This is a genomic window from Lentibacillus halodurans (genome assembly GCF_900112045.1).
In the GTDB taxonomy this organism is placed as follows: Bacteria; Bacillota; Bacilli; order Bacillales; family Amphibacillaceae; genus Lentibacillus; species Lentibacillus halodurans.
Genome location: NZ_FOJW01000001.1, coordinates 408,617 through 429,966, shown reverse-complemented (window position 1 = coordinate 429,966; position 21,350 = coordinate 408,617). Strand labels below are relative to the sequence as shown.

Below are 21,350 nucleotides of genomic sequence, written 5' to 3'. Positions count from 1 at the left end.
CGTAGTGAGGAGTTTTTTAAAACAAACAGTCTTCAGCAGTCGTCCTGATTCGGCAAAATATGCTATAATATTATCATATCTAGTATATTTTGGAGGATTTGTGATGCCTGGTTACACACCAATGATGGAGCAATATTTAAAAGTTAAAGCAGAGCACAAAGATGCTTTTTTGTTTTTCCGGCTTGGTGATTTTTATGAAATGTTTTTTGAAGATGCTATTCGTGCAGCAAGGGAACTGGAAATTACCCTGACAAAACGGGATGCCGGAAAAGAAGAACCAATCCCAATGTGTGGTGTGCCATATCACTCTGCAAGCAATTATATTAAAAATTTAATCGATAAAGGTTATAAAGTAGCCATTTGTGAACAGGTTGAGGATCCAAAAGCCGCTAAAGGTGTTGTGAAACGGGAGGTTGTCCAGTTAATCACGCCGGGAACCGTTATGGAAACGAACATGCTCGAGGAGCGTGATCATAACTATATCGCAAGTCTTTCGTGTTTTCATGATGATTCATACGTTATTGTCTACAGTGATTTATCAACCGGTGAGAGCAGCATTGCACTCATTATAGAGGGATGGGATGCTGTGCTGCATGAATTGTATAATCAGCCGATTAAAGAAATGGTTATTTCCTCTGAGATGTCGGAAAAATGGCAGGAGGAATTATACGAAAAGTTACATATTACATTATCCTATCAGGATGATTTGACATTTAATGCAGAATATCGCAGTTTGTGCGGTGATTTAAATGATGAGCGTCTTGTACAGGCATTCAGCAGACTGCTTAATTACATACAAGTTACACAAAAACGTTCACTCGATCATTTACAGCCAGCTAAAGTGATTGAATTGGATGATTATTTATCATTGGATATGTACTCGAAGCGAAATTTGGAATTAACTGAAACAATCATGAAGAAGGGTAAGCATGGAAGCCTATTGTGGGTGCTTGATCAGACAGTAACGGCAATGGGGTCAAGAATGCTTAAAAAATGGCTTGACCGGCCGTTGCTAAGGCAGCAGGAAATTGAAAACCGGTTTGATGTTGTAGAAGGCTTCTTGCACGGGTTCATGGAACGTGATGCATTGCGTGAAGCATTAAAATCGGTATATGATTTGGAACGGCTTGCCGGCAGGGTTGCTTATGGAAATGTCAATGCACGTGATCTGACTCAGCTGAAGCAATCATTTGAAAAAATTCCTGAACTTAAGACCATTTTAAACCAATTTGATCAAAAGAAAATAACAGCATTATGCAGCAGACTGACTTACCCGGACCATCTTGTTTCGTTGCTTGATTCCAGTTTGAAGGAAGATCCGCCGGTGTCCATTACGGAAGGATCGATCATTAAGGATGGTTATCACGAAAAACTCGATACATATCGTGAGGCTTCGAGGAACGGTAAACAATGGATTGCAGAATTAGAACAGAAAGAGAAGCAGGAAACGAATATTAAATCGTTGAAAGTAGGATATAATCGAGTTTTTGGCTATTATATTGAAGTAACGAAAGCTAATTTACATCTGCTGCCGGAAGACAGATATGAGCGGAAACAGACACTGACAAATGCTGAACGTTATATAACGCCTGAATTGAAGGAGAAAGAACAACTGATCCTGGAAGCAGAAGAAAAAAGTGTTGATTTGGAATATCATCTGTTTCTTGAAATCCGTGACCAGATAAAAGCATGTATTCCGGAAATTCAATATTTAGCAGAAGTTGTCGGTGAGATTGATGTGCTTCAAGGATTTGCAACGGTAAGTGAAGCAAACCGATATAATCGGCCATCCTTTTCACAGGAACGTTTATGGATCAGGAATGGACGCCATCCGGTCGTTGAACAAGTGATGAAAGATGATGCATTTGTCCCGAATGATATCTCACTTGATCAGGAAACCTCGATTCTTCTGATTACCGGTCCGAATATGTCCGGAAAGAGCACCTATATGCGACAGCTAGCCTTGACCGTTATTATGGGCCAAATCGGATGTTTTGTCCCCTGCGAAGAAGCTGAATTGCTTTTATTTGACCAGATTTTCACGCGTATAGGAGCGGCTGATGATCTCGTATCCGGACAGAGTACCTTTATGGTTGAAATGCTGGAAGCCAATCATGCCATTTCCAATGCAACGGACAAAAGTTTAATTTTACTTGATGAAATTGGCCGCGGGACGAGTACCTATGATGGTATGGCATTGGCACAGGCAATCGTTGAACATATTCATGATCACATTCAAGCCAAAACCGTATTTTCAACACATTATCATGAATTGACAGTGCTTGAGGATACATTGGATCATTTAAAAAACATTCATGTCCGGGCTGAAGAGTATGAGGGGAAGGTTGTTTTTCTTCATCAAATAAAAGAAGGTGCTGCCGATCAGAGTTACGGCATTCATGTTGCGAAATTAGCTGATCTCCCTGCAGAGCTGATTGAACGAGCCAACTCGATTTTGGAACAGTTGGAAAAAAATGATCAGCCACAGCTGAATGGAACAGGGCAATTATCATTCTTTGGACAGGAAGAACAGGTGAACGAGAAGAAAAAACCAGTCAACCAGTCAGCAAGCAATCTGATCAATTATTTAAAACATATGAATCTATTTGAGATGACGCCAATGGATGCCATGAATGAATTATACCGTCTGCAAAAGCAGGCCAAAGAGTAAAGAAGAAAGGGCTGTTTTCATGGGAATCTTTCAAATGCCGGATGCACTGGCCAATAAAATAGCTGCAGGGGAAGTAGTAGAGCGTCCTGCTTCTGTTGTCAAAGAATTGATTGAAAATAGTATTGATGCCAATAGTTCATGGGTAAGGGTGGAAGTGGAAGAAGCAGGATTGCAAAGAATAAAGGTAACCGATAATGGTGACGGGATGCCTGGAGTTGATGCCGAAAAAGCTTTTTTACGTCATGCAACGAGTAAAATCAAACATGAAACAGATTTATTCCGGGTCAATACATTGGGTTTTCGGGGTGAAGCACTGGCCAGTATTGCAGCGGTCAGCAAATTAACCGTGAAAACATCACAGGGCGAAAGTGCCGGTACTTTCCTGTCGATTGAAGGCGGTGTGATTAAAGACAGGTCCAAAAGTGATGCCCGAAAAGGATCCGAGATCATTGTGGAAGATTTATTTTTCAATACACCGGCACGGTTGAAATATATGAAGACCATTCACACGGAACTGGGCCATATCACCGATTTGCTAAACCGGCTGGCATTGTCACATCCGGATATTCGTTTTGAAGTGACGCATAATGGAAAGGCGCTGTTCAGCACAGCAGGTACCGGTGACCTCCTGCAGGTCATTAGCCAGGTTTACGGCATGAGCGTTGCCAGAAAGATGGTTCCGGTCAAACACGAAACGCTGGATTTCAGTATTGAAGGATATATTGCTAAACCTGAGGTTACCAGGGCATCCCGAAACTATATGTCGACGATCATCAACGGGCGATATATCAAAAGCATGCCGCTTACCAAGGCTATTATCAATGGCTATCATACACTGCTCCCGGTTGGGCGCTCCCCGATTGTTGTTTTAGCAATTGAAATGGATCCGATTTTAGTTGATGTGAACGTGCACCCAACCAAACTGGAAGTCCGTTTCAGTAAAGACAGGGAGTTATTTGCCGCGGTTGAAGAAACGATTCGTGCCGCCTTTAAAAGTACTTCTTTGATACCTGACATGAAACAGAAACAGCCGGAACCAAAAAGACAAACTGTTCAGGACAGTATGACATTTGAGGAATCGGAACAGAAAGTATCATGGCCAGATCAGCAGCAGATTAATGAACGTCGGCCCGAAATCAGCGGACGTGAAACTCCTGATCAGGACAAGCAGCCACTTACAGACGACAGGCATCCGGAAAAACCAAATGATGATAAACTGGATTCTGAACCAATTGAGACACCAATGGCGGATTCTGTTACATCACCGGAAGTAAGCTACGAAGAACGGGTGCCTGTTATGTACCCGATTGGCCAGCTTCATGGGACATATATTCTGGCTCAGAACGAAAGTGGCTTTTATATGATTGATCAGCATGCTGCTCAGGAACGGATCAAATTTGAACGATTCAGAAGAAAATTGGGTCGAACAACGAATGAACTGCAGGAGCTATTAATACCTGTAACATTTGATTTTTCAAAGCAGGAATCGATTTTTATCGAACATCATAAGGAAGAACTTGCAAAAGTCGGCTTGTTTTTTGAACCTTTTGGCAGCCAGACCTACATCATTCGTTCGCATCCGAACTGGTTTCCAAAAGGATTTGAAGAAGAAGTTATCAGGGAAATGATCGAACAGATTATGCAAAATGAAAAAGTGGATGTGGAAGAAATCAGGGAGGATGCCGCTGCCTTAATGTCGTGCAAGCGATCGATAAAGGCAAATCATCATTTGAACCAGGACGATATGTTCAGGCTCCTGGAAGATTTGCGGAAATCAGCGGATCCATTTACATGTCCCCATGGCAGACCGGTCATTATCCATTTCTCCTCCTGTGAGCTGGAAAAAATGTTTAAACGCGTCATGTAATTGATTAAGCGCCTGAATCCCTTATATATAAGGGGTTCAGGCGAATTTTTAAATAAATATAACCACAAAATGATCACATTCCTTGCTAAATGTCATTTTTAAAGGCATCTTCAAATCTAGTTGCTGAGCCTTTTTGCATGTTTGGCGTAACGTGACTATATTTATTCATTGTCGTTTGGATATTCGTATGGCCAAGACGCTCTGACACTATTTTTGGATGGTTCACCAAGCTTCATCATAATTGTTGCGTGTGTATGTCTTAAGTCATGAAATCGGATCCGTTTTAATCCTGCCTTTTGATATCATATAGAAATAGCTTAAGTACAGTGTTTGGATTTAAAGGTGATCCTGCAGAAGGGCTAATGATAAAGTGAGACTCACTCAAATGATTTCCGGTCAATAACATTTTTCCTTTTTGATATGTTTGGTATTCTTGGAGCTTATTTAAAACTTCATCTGAAATGGATATAGACCGAATCGAATCCAAGGTTTTGGGTTCTTGAGTAACGATGCCCTCACCTGGAACATAATATAAAGATCTTGAAATGCTTATGGTGCTATTTTCAAAATTAACATCTGACCATTTTAACCCAAGTAATTCCCCGCGTCTCATACCGGTAAAAATGGCTAAAAAATAGAGCATGTATTTATGACGCTTGGCATTTCCTTTAGTGTATTTCAGAAAGGCTCTACATTCATCAATACTCCATGTGTCCATTTGTTTTCGTTTCCGAGGTGGAGGAGAAACTTTTAATACTGGATTATTTTTAATATACCCCCACGTTACTGCTGTATCTAATGAGTGTTTCGGTATGGTGTGTAGATAACTTATATATTCAGTTGTGATGCCTTCGTCTGATAGTTCATTATAATATTCGAGAAGCATGGGCGGTTTTATTTCTTTGATTCGAATAAATTCAAACTTTGGAATTAACCTTGAATATATTTTGCTGGTGTAACCTTTGTATGTGGATTTCCTAACATTTTGTTTTGCAAATACCTCAAGCCATTCAGTAAGATAATCCTTTAACATTATTTTATTTTCTTCAATATATTCATCAGTGTCTAACTCCTGAATAATTTTAGTGGCAGCTAGTTCAGCTTCCTTTGAGGGTATTCTCCGAAACTGGGAAAATCAATCATTGTTGGATTGGAAATACTCGGACGACATCTATACGGTGTCTTCGCTGAAAGAGGATTTTCCTGATGATGTCAGTTGTTCGTTCATACAGTCAAAAAATTATTGCTTATCATGTTATTCTTTATGGGGTTTATTGCTTTTTCAACTTTCTGTGGAATGGTATTCCTGGCTGTCTTTCAGTGGTTTATGCATACCGAGATTTATTTGAACATGGTTTATTCTTCCAAGTTTTGGTTATGGGTGTTGGGTATTCCATTTATCATCATTTTCCTCATGACTTGTGCGAAATTATTATGTTACAGGCGTCAAATGTGGAATGTGACATTAACATTTAGTAATTGAAGCGAACAGTAATACTAAGGGAACTTTCACTAGGTTTTCTCTTTGATTCAGGATTTGGGACATCTTGAATAGTTTTTTGTAGTTGTAATTTTTCATTATTATATTAAGCATGCGGAATATCAAGTTTTCAGGATTAAATAGCTAAAAACCAATATAGATAAACTACAAAAACTAATCTGTTCCCCCCAAAATGATCAATCCCTTGTTTGGACTGATTTTTGATTTTTGTTTAACAATTAAAATCAACTTTGTCCTGAGTTCTGTGATTAGGAGACTCAAAATAATGTGCCGACATATTTTTGCAAGAGTCAAGCAATTAATATAAAAAATATTATTAAAGTATTGATTTTTCTTTTAATTCAATATATACTCAAAACAACTTAATGAAACTTGAGTTTCACAAAGAAAAACTTAAGGGGGGTGAAAAACGATAGACTATCAAATAAAAAGTGTCGTAAAAACTTTTCAAATTTTGGAAACGTTATCAATTGAATCAATGTATCCAGCAGAATTAGCCAAAGAATTAAATATTAATAAAAGTACAATTCACCGGTTCATAATGACGCTTAAAGATCTTGGCTATATTGATATCTCCAATGATAACTTGGTTCGTTTGTCGCAATCGTTCATTAATCTTGGAACCCGCGCACAAGAGCAATACCAGATCCACGTGATTGCTCAACCATATATGGAAGTATTGGCAAAAAGATTTAAGGAAAGTGCGTATTTAGCCACCTTTGACGGAATGACTGTCCAATACATAGATAGCGTGGAAAGCTCACTTGCAGTAAGAACTGTTTTTGACCCTGGAAGGCGATCACCAGCTTATGCGGTTGCTTCAGGAAAATTATTCTTGGCGAATTTAAGTGAAATGGAATTAGATGACTATTTACAACAACAAAATTTGAAAGGGCATACAAAAAATACGATAACTGATGTTGAGTGTTTAAAACAAGAATTACAGCAGATTAAGAAAAATAGTATTTCATTAGACAATGAGGAATATGAACTTGGGCTTAAAGGGTTTGCCGCCCCTGTTAGAGACCACAGCGGGAAGGTGATAGCTGCATTATGTATTGCAGGCATCACTTCACGGATAACCAGCATTCAAAAAGTCAACGAAATTATTGAGAGTTTGATTGATTACTCCAGGAAAATTTCTATACAAATGGGTTGTCAAATATTTCACAGTGAAGTTAATTAAAAAGGGAGGAAAACGATGAAAAGATTAACGATTATTTCTATGTTCGCGATGATCACATTATTTTTGGCGGCCTGTGGCGGGTCGAGTAATGAGACAAACGCTGAAGGAGAAACATATGAGTTAGATATGTCTGTAACAGTAGGAGAGTCATCAACTTGGTTTAAGGCAGCCGAAAAACTTGCTGAAGACGTCAATGAAAAATCTAATGGAAGAATTAGTATAAACGTATACCCTAATGAACAATTATCGGGAGGGGATTCGGCAACTGCCGTGTCTCAAGTTGCAAATGGAACCCAGGATATGTCCTATAATTCCACAATAATTTATTCAGTTATGGATGAACGTTTTGGTGTGTTGAGTGCTCCATTTCTGTTTCCAGACTTAGATACTGCATTTTCATTACTTGAAGGAGAAGGCGGAGAAATGATCAATAATATTTTGAGGGAAAATGGTGTAGAGCCGCTTGGTTTTGGGTTAAATGGTTTTCGTCAAGTTACAACAAGTGGTGAGCCAATCAAAACTCCTGCAGATTTAGAAGGATTGAAGATAAGAGTGCCTGGAATCGAAATGTATACGGATTTATGGAGAGAGTTTGGATCTAACCCTGCTACTATGACATTCTCAGAAGTCTTCTCCTCTTTACAACAAGGGACTATTGATGGTCAAGAAAATCCAGTAGAGGTTATTCATTCTTCTCAACTAAATGAGGTGCAAAATTCCATGACAATATGGGACTACTCATTTGACCCCCTAGTGTTAGGGATTAATAAGGAGTTGTTTGACTCAATGAGTGAAGAGGATCAGCAAATCATGAAAGAGGCAGCTGCTGCAGCAAATGAATATCAAATTGAAGAAACGCGAAAAAGAGAGGAAAAACAAATTGAAGAATTGAAAGAAAGTGGTATGGAAGTTTATGAGCTTAGTCAAGAAGAAAAAGAAACGTTTAAAGAAACAATGCAGCCTATTTACGATCAATATGAAAGTGTGTGGGGAGAAGAACTGCTCAATGCTTTTCAAGAATAAAAATTAGATGGTCAGCTTGCTGCTGGCCATCCATCATAATTTTTTTAGGAGGAGTATGATGAGTAGAGTTCTTTTGTATGCAGAATATACGATTTTGGCTTTAAGCTTAGCTATCATGTCGGTGATTACATTTGCAAATGTCATATCAAGATTCATTTTTAATTTTTCAATTTCGTTTACAGAAGAAGTTACGATTAATTTATTTGTGCTGTTGACCTTTGTGGGCGCTTCTCTTGGAATTTATCAAAGAGCCCATTTGGGATTTAGCTTAATCTACGAGAAATTCAAAGGGGTTAATAAGTTAATATTAACGTTGTTTATTGGGAGTATCGTCACCCTTTTCTTTGTCGCAACCGGTTATTATGGTTTCGAAATCGTTCAATCTCAAATGGGAAGAGGTCAAACGACTCCAGCTCTAGGTTGGCCACAATGGGTGTTTACATTGAGTCTGCCAATTGGATGTGCTTTTTGTGTTATTCGCACGATAGAAGTAACAATTAATAATGTAAAAGATATTAAGAATGATAATGCGAGTGTGAATAGCTCATGACTGAAATATTAATGTTTGTATTGTTCTTTGGCTTAGTGTTAATTAATGTACCGATTGCATTTTCAATAGGGTTGACCGGGTTAATTCTTCTTTTTTTAGGAAGAGGAATGGGAGCAATAGAATTAATACCCAGTATTGTATATGCCAGTATTTCATCCTTTACACTATTAGCCATCCCATTCTTTATATTAGCAGGCGTAATCATGGAATATGCTGGAATATCCAAGAGACTTATCGACTTTGCTAATGTTTGTGTTTCGCATCGTAAAAACGGTATAGCGATTGTAACGGTAATGACTGCATTGTTTTTTGCGGCAATTTCCGGCTCAGGGCCTGCCACAGTAGCAGCTATTGGGGGAATTCTAATACCAGCTCTTGTGAAGAACGGATACCCTAAACCCCAAGCTGCAGGCTTAGTGGCCAGTTCGGGTTCGATTGGTATTATTATTCCGCCGAGTATTGCTTTTATCGTCTACGCAGTTGTGGCTAGTGACACAATCCCCGTTACAATCAGCAGAATGTTTATAGCTGGAATAATTCCTGGGTTGCTTTTTGCTATAGCTTTAGTAATTGCATCATACTTTGTCATTAATAAAAAGATGAAGAGTGAGAAATACGTTGCTTCAGCAATTGACGAAGGAACTTCAGGACATAATGGAGCAAACAAACCCTCTTTTAAAGAAGTGATAAAAGCCTTTTATCAGGCAATATGGGGGATTTTAATACCTGTCATCATCATTGGTGGTATATACGGTGGTATTTTCACGCCTACAGAAGCAGCAGTTGTCGCGGTATTTTACGCATTATTTGTGGGATTAGTTATATACCGGGATATGAGTGTGAAAGATCTTCCCAAAATATTTATTGATGCAAGCGTGCAAACAGCCGTCATTATGATTATTGTAGGGGCCGCATCGATTCTTGCATACGTAGTTACAACGGAAAATATGGCGCAGAATATTGCAAACGCTATGCTATCTATTTCCGATGATAAAATCGTTATTCTATTAATTGTTACCTTGATTCTATTGATTATCGGCTGTTTCATTGATGCTATTTCAGCATTGTATTTACTTGTTCCGATATTATTGCCTGTCGTGCTGGAAGTTGGAGTGGATCCAACGACGTTTGGGGTGTTAATCACGGTCAGCTTAGCCATCGGATTGATGACACCACCTGTAGGCCTTAACTTATTCGTTGCATCAGGCATATCGAATCAATCGTTAAAAGACGTTTCAATTGGTGTTTTACCATTTTTAATTGCTTCAATTATTGTTCTATTATTTATAGCATTTGTTCCAGCACTATCGAATTGGCTTCCAAATTTATTAAATATGTAATCAACAAAGCAATTATTTTATAGGAGGATACAGAATGAAATTAGAAAATAACGTATCAATCGTAACGGGTGCTTCCCGGGGAATAGGTGCGGCGACTGCAAAATCGCTTGCAAAGGAAGGATCACATATTGTTCTTGTTGACTTATTAGATTGTAACGAAACGGCTGAACGCATTAAACAAAATAATCCTAACGTCGAAGTTGTGGCACAACAGTGTGATATTAAGAAGAGAGAGCAAGTTGAAAATGTCATCAATGAAACAGTCGATCGCTTTGGACGCTTGGATGTTGTGGTAAATAATGCAGGTACGTGTTCCAGATTAAGCTTGGAACATATGACGGATGACATGTGGTTTAGAGATATCGATACAAATTTAAAAGGGACGTTTTTATTTACACAGTCCGCCATTTATCCTCATATGAAGAATCAAGGCTCAGGCAAGATCATTAATGTAAGCTCTATTTCAGGAATAATGGGCGGTCCAATCTCTGGAGAAAAATCCCCATCTGGTGAAACTGGACGTTCAGGACCTGCTTATGCGGCTTCTAAAGGCGGCATAATCGCTCTAACAAAATGGGTCGCGAAAGAAGTTGGGGAACTGGGAATTAACTGTAATAGTATCGCCCCTGGACCTGTCGAGACAGAAATCACAAAAGGGATGAACTATAAATTAAACCAGGCAATTCAAAGAATGGGCACGCCTGAGGATATTGCTGAGGCAGCGGTTTATTTAGCTTCTCCGGGTGCGGACTATGTTACGGGTGAAGTATTAAAAGTATGTGGAGGGTCAGCAATTGGGTAATTCATCGAAGGAGGCAACAAGGATGCGTCAGAATCATTCTTTCAAAACGGAAAGTTATACGATATATGGTTCACTGTCACAAGGTCAAGACCTTATGGAAGGAATCCTGAAAGAATGCCGGAAACATCATATAACGTCTGGAATGGTGTCAAGTATCGGCTCGCTTCGACAAGCCGGGTATGTGCTGTTTAAAGCAGAAAACGGTCATCCAAACGGTTACGGGAATGAATTGACCGTCAGTAATCCAGTTGAGCTTGTAAATTGTACGGGTTTTATTTGTGAAGACGAAAATGAAGAACTGGATTTGCATCTTCATGGCACGGTTGTTGAAGAAGATGGAAGCATAAGCGCCGGTCATTTTTTAAAAGGGAAGAATCCGACACTTATTACCGTAGAATTCGCCATTGTTTGTGGCAAAGGCGTTCAAGCAAGTCGTACATTTGATGAAAACTTAGGGTTTCGTGTCATCAATTTCTCTAAATAAAAACGAGGAGGATCAGAATGGAAACACTTGGGAAACTGGCAAAAAAGACACTTGTTCAATATAAAGATCAGCCTGCTGTAAAAGATTCAAAAGGTACACTGACGTATAATCAGTTAAGAAGAAACGCCTGCCAACTGGCCAATGCACTGATGGATGAAGGCCTGCAAAAAGGGGATCGCGTCGCTATTATCATGTCCAATCGACGTGAGCATGTTGAATTTGATATTGCGATTGCTTTAACAGGGCTGATAAAAGTCCCAATCAATTATCGGCTGCATCCAAAAGAATTGGAATATATTATCAGCAATTCGCAGGCTTCTATTTTATTTATTGAAAACGAATTGAAAGATTCAGTGCAAATGCCGATTAAAAAAATCGACATGGACTTGGACTATTCATATTATATAAAAGGTAAAAGTGATGAATTTCCAAATGTCGAGGTTAATGGGGATGACTTATACGCGCTTATGTACACATCAGGGACCACCGGCAATCCAAAGGGTGCCATGCTGACACATCGAAATATGATATCAAGCGCCATCTCTCTCAATATGGCCTGTGATATTACATACGGCGATACGATTGGGCATGTGGCACCGTTAACGCATGGCAGTAACTTTTTATCCCAATGCTCATTGTTTTATGGGTTGAAGCAAGTGATTTTTAATAAGTTCAGCCCGGAAGAATTTTTAGAGGATGTCGAAAAGGAACAAATATCCGTTATTTTCCTTGTTCCTACCTTGGTTAACCTTATGATACATTCTGATAATTTCGATCCGGAAAAGTTAAAACATATTAAATCGATTAACATGGCCGGTTCACCAATCGCTGTAGAGAAACTCAATAAGGCACTTGATTTGGCCGGTCCTAAGTTTGCCGAAACATATGGGTTAGTGGAAGCGCCGATGACAATTACAATGATGCCTAAAAATGAATTGAGAAACAGACCTGATTCGTGTGGGGCTGCTGGTCCATTTGTTGAAATGAAGATAGTCGATGAAAATGGTGAAGAAGTACCTAATGGCGAAGTAGGTGAAGTTATCTGCAAAGGATCGCTAGTGATGAAAGGTTATTGGAATAATGAGGCGGAAACGAATAAATCGTTTAAAAATGGCTGGTTTCACACGGGCGATTTAGGCTGGAAAGATGACCAAGGGTACTTGCGTCTCGTGGACCGGGCCAAAGATACGATTATTACAGGCGGCTTAAACGTGTACCCGCGCGAAGTGGAAGAAGTCCTGAATCAGCATCCATTTGTTAAAGAAACGTGTGTGTTTGGCGTACCACATGACAAGTGGGGCGAATTGATCTGCGCACATGTCGTTTTAAGCGATTCTTCTCAAAGTGTCAGTAAAGAGCAGCTTATTGACTTATGTAAGGAAAATATGGCGAGCTATAAAAAACCTAAAATGATTGAAATAGTCGAAGAGCTTCCGAAAAGCAGTTATGGTAAGATTCTTCGCAAAAAATTAAGAGAAAATTACAAAGTTCAGGGGTGAAGAAATGTCTCGTGTCTCAGTGATCGGAAGAGGAATAACGAAATTTGGTAAAAGAGAAGACTCCATTAAAGAAATGTTAATTGAAGCATGCAGAGATGCCATTATTGAAGCAAATCGTCCCCGAATGGATGCGGTATTCATCGGCAACTTTGCTTCAGGGTCTCTTGCAAATCAGGAAATACTGGGTTCTATTGTAACGAACGAACTTGGTTTAGGTAATATTCCCTCAATAAAAATGGAAGGAGCATGTGCCTCAGGCGGCCTTGCTTTTCGACAAGCTTATCAGCTCGTTAAAGCAGGGGAGTATGATACAGTACTCGTTGCCGGGGCGGAAAAAATGACTGCTTTCGATACCGAAACGGTGACCAAAGCGATTAATCATGCGATGGATAATGCGTCCAGTGAAAGTGCTTCCGGACTGACGTTTCCAGGATTTTTTGGCGTGCTAGCAAATAGATATATTCACGAATACGGTGCGGAAAGAGAACATTTGGCAATGGTCGCTATGAAAAATCGGGAATATGCAATAAACAACCCAATTGCCCAATTTACAAAGCCTGTTGAAATGGAAGATATCATTCATGCAAAACCGATAACGGATCCGCTTGGCTTATTCGATTGTTCGCCAATTTCGGATGGAGCTGCAGCTGTGGTGATTCAAAGAGGGGCAAATGGTGTTGAGATATTATCTTCGGGGCAAGCATCCGGAACACCATTAATGCAAGAAGTTGATAATCTGCTACACATGCCTGCTACCTACTATTCGGGAAAACATGCTTATGAGCGTGCAGGGCTTGGACCGGAAGATATCGATGTCGTTGAGCTTCATGATTGCTTTTCAATGACTGAGATTATTGCCATCGAAGAATTAGGGTTTTTTGAGAAAGGAAAAGGCTGGAAAGCGCTGGAAAAAGGAGTGACAAAACATGGCGGGCTTGTTCCGGTGAATACGAGTGGAGGTCTTTTGTCCAAAGGCCACCCTATTGGAGCAACAGGAATAGCTCAAATTATACAAGTGGTCGATCAACTTAACGGTTGTGCAGTAAACCAAGTCGATAACGCTGAAATAGGATTGGCGCAAAATCTTGGAGGAACCGGAGCATATTCGACGGTTCATCTACTCCGAAAGAAAGGAGCTTAATTATGACAATTACAGCAAAATACTGTAATAATTGCAACTACATTTTACATGCTGATAAAAACCATTGTGCTTCCTGTTTTTCGGATGATTTGGAAACGAAAGAACTAAAGGGACTTGGGGAAGTTTATTCATATACTAAAATTCATGCTGCTCCTAAAGACTATGCCGATATTGCTCCGTATTATATTGTTTTGATTGATTTAGATGAGGGATTGAGGATTACAGGAAGATATATAGGCGAGAGTGTTGAAATAAACCAAAAAGTTAAGGTCGACAACGTAGACAAAAATGCCTATATATTCAAAGCTTTAGAGGAATGAATAAACCGAAAGTGTGTTGTGAAAAACCAAATAGAATAGAGAGCAAAAGAAAGAGGCTGAGACAAAGCCCCAGTAAATGAAAATAAAAAGTGGCACTCACCAAGTAAATGGTGACATTCCACTTTTTTATTGTTAAAGAGAAGAAAATAAGGACACCTTTTGATAAAATTAAAGTAACCACACAATAATCTTAAGAGGTGTCCTGGATAAGTTACACTTAATTGGACAGATACACTAAGGTCATATAAACTTGATTCAAATAAAACGGAGGAGAATCAACAAATGGCCAAACGAGAGAGAAGAACATTCTCAAAAGAGTTTAAGGAACAAATCAAGGTCTTGTCTCGAAATACACTGTTGCTCAATTCAAGCCGACGAAAACCACGTGTAACGAATCGGCCGTAGGGAATACATTAAATCGAGCCTTTGATCAAGACCAGGAACTCAAGGTGATTGTGAGTGATTTAACCTACGTACGAGTGCAACAGAAATGGCATTATATCTGTGTGTTAGTAGATTTATATAATCGAGAAATCGTTGGCTACAGTGTTGGCCCTCATAAGAGTGCAAAGTTGGTTCAACGTGCCTTCGCAACGGTTAAATACAACTTAAATCACCTTGAATAATTCCATACAGATCGGGGTAGTGAGTTTAAGACCAAGCTTATAGACCAAGCATTAGAGACGTTTGATATCGAGAGATCATTGAGCGAAAAAGGAACACCGTATGACAATGCCGTAGCTGAAGCAACGTTTAAAACAATTAAAACAGAATTCGTTCATGGCAAAGTTTTTTCTTGCCAACAAGAACTTGATTTTGAACTTTTCGATTATGTGAATTGGTTCAACAATATTCAAATACATGGATCACTAGACTATCTAACACCGAATGAATACAAGTTAGTGCACCTTTAAAAAATTTGTTCAGTTTAGTGTTGACACACCAAACTGCTGGAATTATGGAAGGACTTAAAAGTATAAAAATTTATTAAACTAAAGACAGAGACGTTGTAGAATTTCCGAATTGGTTAAAAAGCTAAACAGATAGTTTCTTTAAAGAGTTGCTTGTTCAATAATACGAACGGGCGCTATAATGGAATAAAAGAAGCCATTAGGCGAGTAAAAATAAAATCTCTACCCGGTTAATACGCTGGGTAGAGGTTTTAATCTTTGTCCACGATTTGTCAACATTGTCCACGAAAATTCAACGTATTATACATGTTTGTATATATGCTATTTAAGTTTTTGTTACCTAAAAGTGCATGTTAATAGAGTTTGTAAATAACATAGATAGGTCAACATTGCTTATTGTTGGTACAATTAATATTTGCAAGATATTAATGTGTTTTTGGTTTTATCAAGTCCCTCGTCATAACTGGTTCATTTCCTTGTCACCGGTGGCTTAACATCTCCTGCTGGTATTTCTATTATTTCCCCTGATTCTCACTTTGTACGCCTACCTTGAGATCTATTTGTCGTAGCACAAAAAGTCAACAATTCTTTATAAAGTTAAAAAATATCTTGATTTTCAAAACTACTTATTTTAAACTTTAAAATAAGTTATTAAAGGAGACATTCAAATGGGAAAAAAAAGAGTTCATTTGGATAATTATAAAAAAGAAAACAAACAAAAGGTTTTCAACGCGATCTTGGAGGCAGGGAAAATTTCAAGAACCAATATAGCAAAACAAACGTCTTTGAGCTCTGCTTCTGTGACGTTAATCGTTGACGAGCTGATTAACGAAAAATACATAAAGGAGATAGGCACGAGTGCTTCGACCGGGGGGCGTTCACAGAAGTTGCTTGGTGTTGACAGGGCAATGGGGCGCATTATCAGCTTTTTAATCAATGATTATTATATTTTTGCCGGTAGTGTAACCGCTTCACTGGAAGTAGAGAACGTCGTTATCCGAAACATAAAACATCTACCAACAGAAGATATCTTAAATGTCATTGTGGAAGTGTTTAATCAATTCAAAAAAAATAGCGATATTTACTCAGCTTCCATAGGTGTCAAATCCCCGGAATTCTTTAAAAATACCCGCGTATCGATCAGTACATCTGTATCCGCCGATTTTATTACCGTTGATGAAGCACTACGATTCATGCTCGGAGTCCCTGTAATAATCGAGCGAGGCGTAAATTTTGCTGCACTGGGTGAGGCTCATAACAGTATCCAAAAGAAAAACATTTACTTTTTGGATCTTGATGGGGAGATACAGTTGGGCGGCGTTCCATCGTTGCCTGTTGAACATGTGGCCCATATGAAAGTAGGTGATGAAGGGAAGATTTGCTCTTGTGGCAAAGTAGGGTGCTTAAATACGTTTGTATCATCAGAAAAGATTATTGAAAATCTTAAGTCAGAATTGAAAGAGCCGAATCTTACATGGCACTTAATTTCTGAAGCCTATCCGGATGGTAGTTCGAATGTTTCCGAAGCTATTCATAAAGTGTCCCACTATCTGGGGAAGGGGATTGTAAACATCTCCACCCTGCTTAGACCGTCTTTATTTATTTTAGGAGGTGATATTTCAAAACTCGACAAAATATTTGAAGAAAAAGTGGAGCAGAGCGTCAGGAATTTTGGTTATTATGACTTGAATGATTTAGAAGTCAGACTTTCCCGTACAGGTAAGAATGCATTTTTTGTCGGTGGTGCGAAGATGTTTTTGTTAAACGTATTTAAATTGTAACGATCGAAAAGGGGCGTGAACATTTTGAGTTTAAAGGAACTGTTGAACGAAAAGGATTTCTCATTAATTGTAAGTTTACCGTCAAATGATATTGAAACGGCCAAAGCGGCAATTGCTGGCGGGGCAGATGCGTTAAAGATACATTTGAATGTGGAGCACCGGGCAAGCGGCAATACATTTGGTTCGCTAAAGGATAATCTAGCATTTTTTGAGCAATTGGTGAAGGAATTTAACGGACCGCTCGGCATTGTTCCCGGCGGGAACCTTGAGAACATAAACAAAGATGAACTGAAATCGTTAGAGAAGCTGGGGTTTGATTATTATTCAGTATATATGAAACATATGCCGTCTTTCATGCTAGATCTTGAACTGGAAAAGACGGTTGCCGGGGATTCGAGTTATTCGATTGACACATTAAAAGCAATGAATTGTTCTGCCATGGACGCATTCGAAGCTTCCATTGTTCCGGGCGAAAAATATGGAACTGCACTGAATTTTGAGGATCTATTAAACTATCGATTGATTGTGGATGCTCTGGATATTCCAGTTATTGTACCAAGTCAACGGAAAATCACATCTTCAGATATACCGCATTTGAAAAGTACTGGCGTCAAAGCATTGATGATCGGTGCTGTGGTGACAGGTGACGATGTGAAATCCATTGAAGAAGCGACAAAGACGTTAAAAAAATCGATTTAGTATTTTAAATTTTATGTAACCCTTTACAAAAAATTGGGTGGAGGGGTCTAACAACAAAAGGGGGAAGACTTCAGATGTTACAAGGTATTATCATCATTGTTGTATTTCTGATAATTGCCGGTTTGATGGTAGCAAGAAAATTGCCAACCATGCTGGCTATGCCCATTTTGGCGATTGTCATTGCTTTAATAGCAGGTGTGCCATTTTTTGAACCGAGCGAAGATGGGACAGATACAGGTATTCTGTCAGGCATTATTGAAGGCGGTACAATCAGATTGGCCAGTGCCTATATTGCGGTTGTATTTGGCTCATGGCTGGGTCGTATCATGATTGACACTGGAATCACTAAGCGGACAATTAAAATGGCTGCTGAACTCGGCGGGGACCGGCCGTTGATTGTGACAGTTTTACTGACTATGGCTGTAGCCATCCTTTTCACAACCGTCGGCGGGCTTGGCGCGACTATCATGGTAGGTAGCATTGTGTTGCCTATTTTGTTCAGTATAGGGGTACCTGGCATAACGGCTGTTTCTTTGTTCTTGTTTGCAATGGGTATGGGCTTGACGTTAAACGTTGCGAATTGGAACTTTTACATGAGTGTACTATCAGTGAGCAAGGACACGATTCAAAGCTTTGCATTAATATTGGTTGCGCTTACTGCAGTTGTCACGTCGGTCTTTCTGGCAATTGAATACAAGCGGCATGGTTTTGGAACTGCATGGCCGCAGTCCAACGGTGACATGGGCGATGAGGAGGACGACCAGAAAGTCTCCATGTTTGCACTAATTACACCATTGATCCCGATTGCAATGGTTATCGGGTTTGACTGGCCAATCATACCGTCATTTATTGTTGCAATCTTATTCAGTTTAATTATAACTCAAAAATCGATTCGCAAGTTTGTCAATACCCTGACCAAAACAGGGTATGACGGAATCGCCGATGTTGCTCCCGTCATTATGCTGATGATTGGAATCGGTATGCTTCTAAAATCAGTAAGTCATCCTAAAGTGGGTGAGATTATGAGTCCATTACTTGAGGCAGTTATACCGACAGGCATGGTTGGTTATATTGCATTTTTTGCTTTGCTGGCTCCATTGGCATTATATCGGGGACCATTGAATATGTGGGGACTCGGAAGCGGCATTGCCAGTATTATTATCAGTTTAAATCTTTTATCGCCTACTGCGGTTATGGGAGCGCTGCTTTCCACTGAACGTATGCAGGTGATTGTTGACCCAACGAACACACACAATGTATGGCTGGCTAACTATGCCGGAGTTGACGTTAACCAGGTACTCAGAAAAATCATTATTTATGTATGGATATTGAGTGCTATTGGGGTCAGCATTGCAGCATTCACGTTCTTTTAAATTAAAATAATCTTTTAAATTGACTATCTATCACAACCTGGGAGGAACTAACGCATGAAGGTCAGAGTAGGGATTGATGTAGGAGGAACCTTTACAGATGCAGTAGCAATTGATAATGACTCCTATGAATTAGTGGGAAAAGTGAAAGTGCCCACCACGCATTCTGCTCATGAAGGGGTAGCTTTAGGGATTGTCCAATCACTTGAAAAATTACTGAGTGAAAGCAATATAAATGAATCGGACGTTGTTTTTCTGGCTCATGGAACAACCCAGGCAACGAACGCTTTTCTCGAAGGCGACGTTTCCAAAGTTGGCATATTTGCGCTCGGAACAGGTCTGGAAGGAAAAAAAGCCAAAGCAGACAGTAAAATTGATGATATTGAATTGGCAAAAGGACGCTACTTGCAGTCCAGCCATCAATTTTTAGATACATCCAAATTTAATGAAGAAACGGCCAATGAAACCATCCAAAATCTATTGAACGATGGCTCAGAAGTGATTGTAGGCAGTGAATCGTATAGTGTTGATAATCCGACAAGAGAAAAGAAAATTATGGATGCCGCAAAACAGTTTGATATGCCAGCAACGGCTACTCATGAGGTATCAAAATTATACGGACTGAAAACACGTACCAAAACGGCTGTGCTCAATGCGAGTATTCTGCCGAAGATGATTCAGACTGTCAATATGACGGAAGACAGTGTTAAAAAAGCCGGAATTAAATCGCAGTTGATGATAATGCGTTGTGACGGCGGTGTCATGAATGTAGATGAGGTGCGATCGCGTCCAATTCTGACAATGCTGTCCGGTCCTGCTGCAGGTGTTGCAGGCGCATTGATGTATGAAAAGGTCTCAAATGGTATCTTTTTAGAGGTAGGCGGTACGAGTACCGATATTTCCGTAATTAAAAACGGCAAAGTTATGATTGAATATGCACAGATCGGTGGTCATAAGACTTACATCAATTCGCTGGATGTCAGAACTGTCGGCATTGCTGGCGGAAGCATGATTAAAATGGATGATCAACAGGTATCGGAAGTTGGGCCAAGAAGTGCGCATATAGCTGACCTAGCTTATGCTGTTTATACTGACCCTGATCAATTGAAAAATGCGAAAGTTGTTTATGTTGAACCAAAGCCTGGGGATTCGAAAAGTTATGTCGTGCTTGAAAACGAACAGGGAGAAAGATTTGCTTTAACACTTGCCTGTGTGGCAAATTATCTTGGCTATGTTGACGAAGGTCATTACGCCTACGGCAACAAGGCCTCCGCAACCCTTGCTGTTGAAGCTTTAGCCAAAGAAACTGGTAAAGATCCGAAACAATTGGCTCTTGAAATATCGGATAAAGCTGCTGAGAAGAACCTGACTGTTATCGACAAAATGATTAAGGATTATGACTTGGATCTTGATGGACTTCAGATGCTTGGCGGTGGTGGCGGTGCGGCAGCGGTTGTTCCGTACCTGGCAGAGAAAAAAGGTGTCAAGTCAGCAATAAATAAAAATGCCGAAGTTATTTCACCAATTGGGGTGGCTCTAGCAATGGTACGTGAAGTTGTGGAGCGTTCCATGTCGAACCCAAGCGAAGACGATATACTGAAAATAAGGAAAGAAGCCGAAGAGGCTGTTGTTAGAGCAGGTGCAGAGCTGTCGACGGTGGAAGTTCAAGTCGAAGTTGATGCCACTCAAAATATTGTAAGGGCTATCGGTACAGGGGCAACAGACTTAAGGACAAAAGACCTTGGAAAAACGCTCACATTAGACGAGATTAAAGAAAAAGTCATCGAAACTTATCAAACAAAACCCGACGAGGTTGTTGAGGAAGACAAAACCGATAACTTGCATGTCATTAAAACATCAAAAGAAGAGAAGAAATTATGGGGCTTGATGAAAAAACGGAAAGACATCGTTCATGTTGTTGATAATGAAGGCGTTATCAAATTAAAGAAAAATGGCGCGTCTATCAAGTCCATGAGTGTTGAAAAAATCAAAAACAGTTTTATGTCAATTCTTGAAGATGTTGTCGGTTATGGTGATGGCGGCGTTCAAGTACCGGATGTCTTCATCCTGCAAGGAAAGCGAATCATCGATTGTTCAGGTGTGATCGACTTAAATCAGATCATGGCTCTGGTCAATGTGGAACTGCAGGGTATTGATCCAGAAACAAAACTTGTCGTGATAATTGGGAAACGAAGTGCATAACCA

At 39.6% G+C, this 21,350-nt stretch carries 16 protein-coding genes and 1 pseudogene; 16 read left to right on the top strand and 1 reads right to left on the bottom strand.

Annotation, left to right across the window (positions count from 1 at the left end; genetic code table 11):
- Positions 1–103: 103 nt before the first annotated feature.
- Positions 104–2,671, top strand: coding sequence for a DNA mismatch repair protein MutS (mutS, locus tag BM195_RS02255; protein WP_090232906.1), 2,568 nt, complete (start codon positions 104–106; stop codon positions 2,669–2,671).
- A 19-nt stretch (positions 2,672–2,690) separates the two neighbouring features.
- The gene (gene mutL / locus BM195_RS02250; protein WP_090233209.1) at positions 2,691–4,538 is read left to right on the top strand and encodes a DNA mismatch repair endonuclease MutL; all 1,848 of its coding nucleotides are present in this window, start codon (positions 2,691–2,693) and stop codon (positions 4,536–4,538) included.
- 283 nt (positions 4,539–4,821) lie between these two features.
- Here the strand turns inward: mutL and BM195_RS02245 are convergent, their stop codons facing one another.
- Positions 4,822–5,571, bottom strand: coding sequence for a tyrosine-type recombinase/integrase (locus BM195_RS02245; RefSeq protein ID WP_090232901.1), 750 nt, complete (start codon positions 5,569–5,571; stop codon positions 4,822–4,824).
- A gap of 880 nt (positions 5,572–6,451) precedes the next feature.
- Here BM195_RS02245 and BM195_RS02235 point away from each other — a divergent pair.
- From BM195_RS02235 to BM195_RS02170, 14 genes and pseudogenes are all read left to right on the top strand, one after another.
- Entirely contained in the window at positions 6,452–7,225 is a 774-nt protein-coding gene (locus BM195_RS02235) for an IclR family transcriptional regulator (RefSeq protein ID WP_342028006.1), read from the top strand.
- A 15-nt stretch (positions 7,226–7,240) separates the two neighbouring features.
- Complete coding sequence (locus BM195_RS02230) at positions 7,241–8,248, top strand: DctP family TRAP transporter solute-binding subunit (protein ID WP_090232893.1); 1,008 nt, start codon at positions 7,241–7,243, stop codon at positions 8,246–8,248.
- A gap of 58 nt (positions 8,249–8,306) precedes the next feature.
- Positions 8,307–8,798 carry a TRAP transporter small permease gene (locus BM195_RS02225; RefSeq protein WP_090232890.1) on the top strand — a complete coding sequence of 164 codons (492 nt, stop codon included), beginning with the start codon at positions 8,307–8,309 and terminating at the stop codon, positions 8,796–8,798.
- Positions 8,795–10,138, top strand: coding sequence for a TRAP transporter large permease (locus BM195_RS02220; protein ID WP_090232887.1), 1,344 nt, complete (start codon positions 8,795–8,797; stop codon positions 10,136–10,138). Before BM195_RS02225 ends, BM195_RS02220 begins: the two co-directional genes overlap by 4 nt.
- 34 nt (positions 10,139–10,172) lie before the next feature.
- Positions 10,173–10,940, top strand: coding sequence for an SDR family NAD(P)-dependent oxidoreductase (locus BM195_RS02215; RefSeq protein WP_090232885.1), 768 nt, complete (start codon positions 10,173–10,175; stop codon positions 10,938–10,940).
- A gap of 22 nt (positions 10,941–10,962) precedes the next feature.
- Entirely contained in the window at positions 10,963–11,424 is a 462-nt protein-coding gene (locus tag BM195_RS02210) for a PPC domain-containing DNA-binding protein (protein WP_090232883.1), read from the top strand.
- A 17-nt stretch (positions 11,425–11,441) separates the two neighbouring features.
- Entirely contained in the window at positions 11,442–12,923 is a 1,482-nt protein-coding gene (locus BM195_RS02205; RefSeq protein WP_090232880.1) for a class I adenylate-forming enzyme family protein, read from the top strand.
- A 4-nt stretch (positions 12,924–12,927) separates the two neighbouring features.
- Entirely contained in the window at positions 12,928–14,064 is a 1,137-nt protein-coding gene (locus tag BM195_RS02200; RefSeq protein WP_090232878.1) for a thiolase C-terminal domain-containing protein, read from the top strand.
- A 2-nt stretch (positions 14,065–14,066) separates the two neighbouring features.
- On the top strand, positions 14,067–14,384 hold the full coding sequence (locus tag BM195_RS02195; RefSeq protein WP_090232875.1) for a Zn-ribbon domain-containing OB-fold protein: 318 nt from the start codon (positions 14,067–14,069) through the stop codon (positions 14,382–14,384).
- Positions 14,385–14,716: 332 nt separating this feature from the next.
- A pseudogene (locus BM195_RS02190) lies at positions 14,717–15,298 on the top strand (IS3 family transposase); the annotation flags it as partial.
- Between the two features lie 665 nt (positions 15,299–15,963).
- Positions 15,964–17,076, top strand: coding sequence for an ROK family protein (locus BM195_RS02185; protein WP_090232873.1), 1,113 nt, complete (start codon positions 15,964–15,966; stop codon positions 17,074–17,076).
- A gap of 24 nt (positions 17,077–17,100) precedes the next feature.
- Positions 17,101–17,775, top strand: coding sequence for a beta/alpha barrel domain-containing protein (locus BM195_RS02180; protein WP_244535643.1), 675 nt, complete (start codon positions 17,101–17,103; stop codon positions 17,773–17,775).
- 74 nt (positions 17,776–17,849) lie between these two features.
- Positions 17,850–19,148: a C4-dicarboxylate ABC transporter gene (locus tag BM195_RS02175; protein ID WP_090232871.1), complete on the top strand. Its 1,299-nt coding sequence runs from the start codon at positions 17,850–17,852 to the stop codon at positions 19,146–19,148.
- A gap of 54 nt (positions 19,149–19,202) precedes the next feature.
- A complete protein-coding gene (locus tag BM195_RS02170; RefSeq protein ID WP_090232868.1) occupies positions 19,203–21,347 on the top strand; it encodes a hydantoinase/oxoprolinase family protein in 2,145 nt (714 codons plus the stop codon).
- Positions 21,348–21,350 lie beyond the last annotated feature (3 nt).

Coding starts and splice junctions, on each gene's coding strand:
- mutS (WP_090232906.1), top strand. CDS start 104: ATGCCTGGTTACACACCAATGATGGAGCAATATTTAAAAGTTAAAGCA.
- mutL (WP_090233209.1), top strand. CDS start 2,691: ATGGGAATCTTTCAAATGCCGGATGCACTGGCCAATAAAATAGCTGCA.
- BM195_RS02245 (WP_090232901.1), bottom strand. CDS start 5,571: ATGTTAAAGGATTATCTTACTGAATGGCTTGAGGTATTTGCAAAACAA.
- BM195_RS02230 (WP_090232893.1), top strand. CDS start 7,241: ATGAAAAGATTAACGATTATTTCTATGTTCGCGATGATCACATTATTT.
- BM195_RS02225 (WP_090232890.1), top strand. CDS start 8,307: ATGAGTAGAGTTCTTTTGTATGCAGAATATACGATTTTGGCTTTAAGC.
- BM195_RS02220 (WP_090232887.1), top strand. CDS start 8,795: ATGACTGAAATATTAATGTTTGTATTGTTCTTTGGCTTAGTGTTAATT.
- BM195_RS02215 (WP_090232885.1), top strand. CDS start 10,173: ATGAAATTAGAAAATAACGTATCAATCGTAACGGGTGCTTCCCGGGGA.
- BM195_RS02210 (WP_090232883.1), top strand. CDS start 10,963: ATGCGTCAGAATCATTCTTTCAAAACGGAAAGTTATACGATATATGGT.
- BM195_RS02205 (WP_090232880.1), top strand. CDS start 11,442: ATGGAAACACTTGGGAAACTGGCAAAAAAGACACTTGTTCAATATAAA.
- BM195_RS02200 (WP_090232878.1), top strand. CDS start 12,928: ATGTCTCGTGTCTCAGTGATCGGAAGAGGAATAACGAAATTTGGTAAA.
- BM195_RS02195 (WP_090232875.1), top strand. CDS start 14,067: ATGACAATTACAGCAAAATACTGTAATAATTGCAACTACATTTTACAT.
- BM195_RS02185 (WP_090232873.1), top strand. CDS start 15,964: ATGGGAAAAAAAAGAGTTCATTTGGATAATTATAAAAAAGAAAACAAA.
- BM195_RS02175 (WP_090232871.1), top strand. CDS start 17,850: ATGTTACAAGGTATTATCATCATTGTTGTATTTCTGATAATTGCCGGT.
- BM195_RS02170 (WP_090232868.1), top strand. CDS start 19,203: ATGAAGGTCAGAGTAGGGATTGATGTAGGAGGAACCTTTACAGATGCA.